The organism is Xanthomarina arctica, from assembly GCF_014638915.1.
In the GTDB taxonomy this organism is placed as follows: Bacteria; Bacteroidota; Bacteroidia; order Flavobacteriales; family Flavobacteriaceae; genus Xanthomarina; species Xanthomarina arctica.
On the sequence record NZ_BMFQ01000006.1, the window covers coordinates 1 to 6126 of the forward strand.

7 protein-coding genes are annotated in these 6126 nt (G+C 29.2%); all 7 read left to right on the top strand.

Annotated features, from left to right (window positions below):
- Window positions 1-130: 130 nt before the first annotated feature.
- The 7 genes from IEV77_RS17220 (at window position 131) to IEV77_RS17250 (ending at window position 5571) form a co-directional block, all read left to right on the top strand.
- Window positions 131-1042, top strand: a complete 912-nt coding sequence (locus tag IEV77_RS17220) for a restriction endonuclease (protein ID WP_188467131.1) — start codon at window positions 131-133, stop codon at window positions 1040-1042.
- A 164-nt stretch (window positions 1043-1206) separates the two neighbouring features.
- Complete coding sequence (locus tag IEV77_RS17225; RefSeq protein WP_188467133.1) at window positions 1207-1626, top strand: hypothetical protein; 420 nt, start codon at window positions 1207-1209, stop codon at window positions 1624-1626.
- Window positions 1627-1753: 127 nt separating this feature from the next.
- Window positions 1754-2389, top strand: coding sequence for a hypothetical protein (locus tag IEV77_RS17230; RefSeq protein WP_188467135.1), 636 nt, complete (start codon window positions 1754-1756; stop codon window positions 2387-2389).
- 156 nt (window positions 2390-2545) lie between these two features.
- Window positions 2546-3259, top strand: a complete 714-nt coding sequence (locus tag IEV77_RS17235) for an FRG domain-containing protein (protein ID WP_188467137.1) — start codon at window positions 2546-2548, stop codon at window positions 3257-3259.
- Window positions 3260-3422: 163 nt separating this feature from the next.
- The gene (locus IEV77_RS17240) at window positions 3423-3821 is read left to right on the top strand and encodes a hypothetical protein (RefSeq protein WP_188467139.1); all 399 of its coding nucleotides are present in this window, start codon (window positions 3423-3425) and stop codon (window positions 3819-3821) included.
- 175 nt (window positions 3822-3996) lie between these two features.
- Window positions 3997-4605, top strand: a complete 609-nt coding sequence (locus tag IEV77_RS17245) for a hypothetical protein (RefSeq protein ID WP_188467141.1) — start codon at window positions 3997-3999, stop codon at window positions 4603-4605.
- A 132-nt stretch (window positions 4606-4737) separates the two neighbouring features.
- On the top strand, window positions 4738-5571 hold the full coding sequence (locus IEV77_RS17250; RefSeq protein ID WP_188467143.1) for a hypothetical protein: 834 nt from the start codon (window positions 4738-4740) through the stop codon (window positions 5569-5571).
- The last annotated feature ends 555 nt before the right edge of the window (window positions 5572-6126 follow it).

A 6126-nucleotide genomic window follows, 5' to 3' on the forward strand; every position in this document is an offset into this window, starting at 1 on the left:
TTCATTGCTAGTTATAGCTTACTTACGAAAGTCCTCGCGGACTTTCTATCTGTGATTTATTTGCTAACTTTAGTGCTTAAAAACGCAACGAAATCATACACAAAACCGTTGGCAAACATTAAAAAAAAAAATGAAGTTAGATGGAAAATCTCTTGAGAGAGCTACTGAATTAATTGAAACACATATAATAAACCATATTCAAAAAAGTGAAATTGGAAAAATTACAATTGAAACCAATAAGATAATAACTCCAAATCAAGTCAAAAATGAAATTGATGTATATGTAACAATTGATTTAAAAATTGGGACATCACTCATTTATATCTTTGAGTGTAAAAACTATAAGAAAAAAAAGGTTGACAAAAATGATATCATAATTTTTGAAGAAAAACTTAAACTTTTCAATGCACAAAAAGGATATTTTATAGCAAAAACTTATACCAAAGACGCAAAAAATAGAGCAGCCCAAAACCAAAGAATCGAATTATTAGTTTTGGACAGCCAAAACAGTAGAATTTTTGACAAAAATTATTTCATTCAGATTGAGAGCAGATATATTGATGATATAAATATTGAATGTCAAATAGCACCAAATCCAATTTTTCCCTTTATAGATTTCGAAAGCATTAATTTAAAAACAGAATACGGAATAGAACAGACTTTAGATTCTTACGTGAAAGAAAAAATTAAAATTGGAGAAAATGCGTCTAAATTTCGTTCTTTATATGACAAATTGCAAAATGTCGAACTAATTACAGATTTAGAAAGATTTGAAGATTTAGGGAAAAATCAAACTTCTTGGCAATTTATATTAGAAATTTTGAGACCAACTTTAAATGGAGAATTATATGACGGAATAAGAATCAAAGCGAAAGTGAATTATAAAATGGAAAAACCTCAAATAATACACGAATACAATATAAAAGGCAAAGGACATTATGTCAAAATAAAGATGAGAGGATTATTTAAGAATGAATTTTCTATACTTGAAGCTACTAAAAATGATAATGATAACACTATTCATTTTCATACAATTAATTGAAAATAACGTTTGCCAACACTGTATATAAAAAATGCGTAGTTTAGTGCTAAATCAAAGGAAAGTACGTACTTGCTTTCATCCGATTTTCGTTCCGAAAATCCGCTGACACAAGTACGCACTTTTCATATACAAAACCGTTGGCAATAATTTAAAAAAGAATTGCATTGATAAAAAAGTATAGAAATCAGAAATTAATTCAACTGATTCTTGGAATTATTTGGCTGACCTGGATTTGGTTCTCCGTGGATTCTCATATCCTCCAAATTGGAATGTTCACTCTTATTCTTTTTATTGGAATTGCATATAGTACTAAATTATTAGTCAATATTAAAAATAGCGACGGATTTTACATTTTTGAGACCTACTCAATTATAACTCAAAAGGAAGCGATTAAGATTTCTGAATCTCAACTTGTGGATTTACAATTCTATTCGGATTCATTCTTTAAATCGTATAATTTTGTTTTAAAGTATGATGGAACGAATGGAGTTGTGACTAAAAAATTCTATCTAAATGCTGAACCCCATAGTGAATTGAGGTCCGAAATAAACCGAATTAGAAAAACTATTGCCAACAATGCATAACCGCAATTACGGCGGATTCGACTGCGTCCGAATCCACGCGTAATTGCTAACTTCCGTGCTTAACCGAAAAACCTCGTATATTTATCCGTAACTGCGGTTATACTAAACGTTGTGGTGCATATAAGAAATGAGAACTAACATTAAAATATCGTTTCTGATTTTACTGATTTTGACTATAATCGGATGTCAAAACTCTGACAGAAAAGAAAAACCGTTAGCTCAAAAAGAATTTGGAAAATGGAAAACAGAAAACGAAAGTCTTGGAGTTGAGTTAGAGATTAACCGATTCAATAAGTGGAATGACTTACTCGAACGGACTGAAAAAATTGTTTGTAATGACAGTTTACCAAAAATAACTTTTACAACAGAAAAAGAATTAAAAACCATTTATTTCCGCAATCCTTGTTGGGAAGACTTTGCTTGTATTTTAATCAAACAAAAAAATGTAATTGAGATTCATAACGATACAATTAATAAAAATGATGAAAATTTCTTCCCTTTGGATAGTCTAGAAAGCGTCTTAAAAAGAGATATTGAAAATAATGGGGAAAACCCAAGATTGAGTGATAATCCAGAAAAACTACTGATTTATATTTCTTACGACAATAAACATGGATTTAAAGAACTACCTAACACTTTAAACCAACTGACTGAAACCTACAACCGAATTACAAATAAAACAGATATTAAGATATGGCTAAATGAAAAAATATATTTTATTCCGCCACCACCACCACCGAAAGAACTAAACGAAATTGAATAAAAATACGCACCACAACACTGTATATAATCCATTGCTAGTGCTGGCTTACTTACGAAAATCCTCGCGGATTTTCTATCTGGTTTTTATTTGCTAACTTTCGTGCTAACACACGCAACGTATCATATACAAAACCGTTGTGCATTATTTAAAAACCTTATGGAATTAAAATCATTTTCAGACTTAATTATGCTTCTAGATTCTCTAAAAAAGCAAAATAATTTGATTTTTAGAGGCCAGTCAGACAAAGATTGGTTAGTAGTTCCTAAATCCGGGAGAAAAGGCTTTTCTGATAAGTATTCTAATAATCTATCCGAAGAACAAGTTTTTAAGTCGTGGAAAAGATATGCTAAATTTCACTTAACAAAATATCCAGAAAATAATTGGGATTGGTTAGCTATAGCTCAACATCATGGATTAGCTACAAGATTATTAGATTGGACTAAAAACCCATTAGTCGGTGCATATTTTGCATGCTATGAAAATTTTAAAAATGACGGTGTTATCTACTATTATGTTTTAGAGGATATTGTTGACTTTAATGAAAAAGAAACTGACCCATTCAAAATGAAAGGATTTAATGTTTTTTTTCCAAGTGGTTTTGCTTCTCGAATTATAAACCAAAGAGGTTTATTTACAATAACAGACAAGCCTAAAATGGATTTAAAAAAGCAACTGAAAACAAAGCTGAAGGAAATTATAATACCAAAAGCAATTAAAGAAGAAATACTTCAATCATTAGACTTTTATGGTATTAACAAAATGAGCTTGTTTAATGATCTAGATAGTCTTTCGAATTATCTTAATGAATACGTTTTAAATGCTCACAAAAACAGGAAAGATAATTTAGACATTATAATAACTGACGAATAAAAACAATGCACAACACAGTATATAAAAAATTGCTGTTTTGTGCTTAATCAATGTTAGTTGCTTTGCTTGCTAGCTTCTGATTTTCCTACGGAAAATCCTCGCACACAAACACGCAACTTTCCATATACATAAACGTTGTGCATAATTTGAGAAAACTCACGAAATGAAAAAAACATTCGAGATTTTATTAATAATTTTCTTTTTGAATTCCTGCAAGAATGCACCTATTTGTGTCGTAAACGAAAATAATGCTGGAAAAGAAATATATGATATAAATGAGGCTTCTTGTTTTATAGCATTAAAACTTGATCAAAAAATATTTGACTTGAATTTGATTCATGACGCTCTCATTGCGGAAGAAAAATTTATGAGTGAAATTGATTTAATCTCTGAAAACCTGTATCAATTAAATGAATCAGACTCAAATGCCGAATTGGATATTAATGCCTTAGTGGAATATGTTTTGAAAAATAGCGAAACTGAATTCACAAAAAACGAATTATTAGAAATTTACATTGCAGAGACAGGATATTTAGAATTTATCGGAGTTGTGGGTGAATAAAAACTATGCACAACAACGTGTATAATTCATTGCTAGTTCTAGCCTACTTGGAAATTCCTTCGGAATTTCCTCTGGTTCGTTTTAGTTTACTAATTTAGTTGCTTAAACACGCAACGAAATCATACACAAAACCGTTACCACACATTTGAGAAAAATAGTTTTCATATTAACAATTTTGATTTTTCAACAAAATCTTTACTCACAAAAAGAAATTGTTGGAAAGGTGGAGTTTTATAAATCAATTGATAACGAATGGAATATTTTGGAATCATTTCCCGATGAAACAATTGAAAATTTAACTAATCGGAATCATAAAATTCAGATTATTCAAAAAGATATTATAACCGAACTCGAAACTGAATCAAACGGAGTTTTTATAATTAGGACTGAATTAAACGACTCTATTTTCATTAAAGTTAACGACCATTCACCAGTTCTAAATGAAAACTTTCAATTTGACTTTAAAGAAATTCGTGACACTTTAAGACTTCGTATATCTGATAAAAAGTTATCTATTTACAGAGATTCAATAGGAAATCCTGAATTTTATAATAAGTATAACGAACAACAAGCAGAATTGGACTTTAAGAATGGAAAACGCGAACTTCTTGGATTAGCTGTTTGCTGGCCAACAGAGAAATCTATTGAAATTCACAAGCAAATAGAAGCTGAATATGGAATAAATTACTACTACATAGAACCAACTCGTGAAAAAATTAAAATAATGTACCGATACAATCAAGTAATGAAAAAATTAATCGGAATAAATAAAAACGTGTGGTAACACTGTATATAAAAAATGCGTAGTTTAGTGCTAAATCAAAGGAAAGTGCGTACTTGCTTTCTTCCGATTTTCGTTCCGAAAATCCTCTGACACAAGCACGCACTTTTCATATACAAAACCGTTGGCAATAATTTGAAGAAACACATATACATACTAATTTTCATAACAGGATTGTTATTGATTTCTTGCGGACAAAATAAATACGAGAAACAATTAAATGGGAATTGGTATGAAATCAAAAATGACGGAATAACACGATTGAATTTCAAAACAGACAGTCTGATTATTACCGATTTAAGAACTCAAGTCGTAGAATGGACAGCGGACAAATCGAAAATAGAATTTGATTACAATCTTTTGTTTCCTGATTCTCTCGGAAAAAAAATAAAAAAGACTACACTTCAATATCACTTATCTTCAAAAAAAGATACTTTATTCACAAAATTTATTGAGACTCAAAAAGAAATTAAGTTCAATCTAATTCGAGCTGATAATTACATTGACTATCTGAACAAAAAAAGCGGAATTAAATTTGAACTACCAAATGATAGTAAAAGTGAACCTGTTAATTTAGACAATGAATATTCTCTAAAGATATTTATGGGATTTTCAAATAATAAAATCATCGGAAAAACTGAATTATCTAATAACTTAAATAATTTAGAATCTGATATTAAAACAATTAAAGACAACCTAATAACTGGTCGTCCTGAACAAGACGTGCGTAATGAATTTAGATTTCATTTAAGAGTTTTTGCTGACAAGAAAATTTCAGATTCAATGATTACTAAAAGTTTACCAATAACATTTAAAAGTGATATTTTTAAAATTTATGATTATCCAAGACCACCAAATGATACATTGTCAATAAAAATTTACAGAATATACCAAAGTGAAGAAAAAGAAAATCTTGGCTTTATGAATGGAAAAAAAATAAAAACTATTGCCAACACTGTGTATAATTAATGGCTAGTTTGAGCTTGCTTACGAAAATCCTCGCGGATTTTCTATTCGATTTTTATTTGCTAAATTAGTTGCTTAAACACGCCACTAATCATACACAAAACCGTTGGCAACAAGCTAAAAAAAAACAATATGTCGGATTTTTTAGGACAATTTATATTTGATTTTATTACTCAAAGCTTTAATCATATTGGAGCTTCTATTAAATGGATTTTTTTGAGAAACAAATTAAGCTATAAAGAAATTTTAAAACAGAATTGGAATAATAGAATTGGACTTTTCTTCATCATTTTAATTATTCTTCTAATTATGTATTTGACTTCATATTAGTCATTATAAGAATGAAGATTAATACAGAATTAAAATAGGGAGGAACGATAAAGTATTATGATGTTTATTCTGACTATCAAAACTGATTTCTGAAAATTAAGCGGATTAAATAAAAAAAGCCAGTTGCCAACAAAGAACTGAGTTGAAAAACAAGCAGTTTCTTCATTAATTTTGTTCACTATTATTCCATGCTCAAAATTCTATGATTTAGTATTTTAAGCTCTCTAT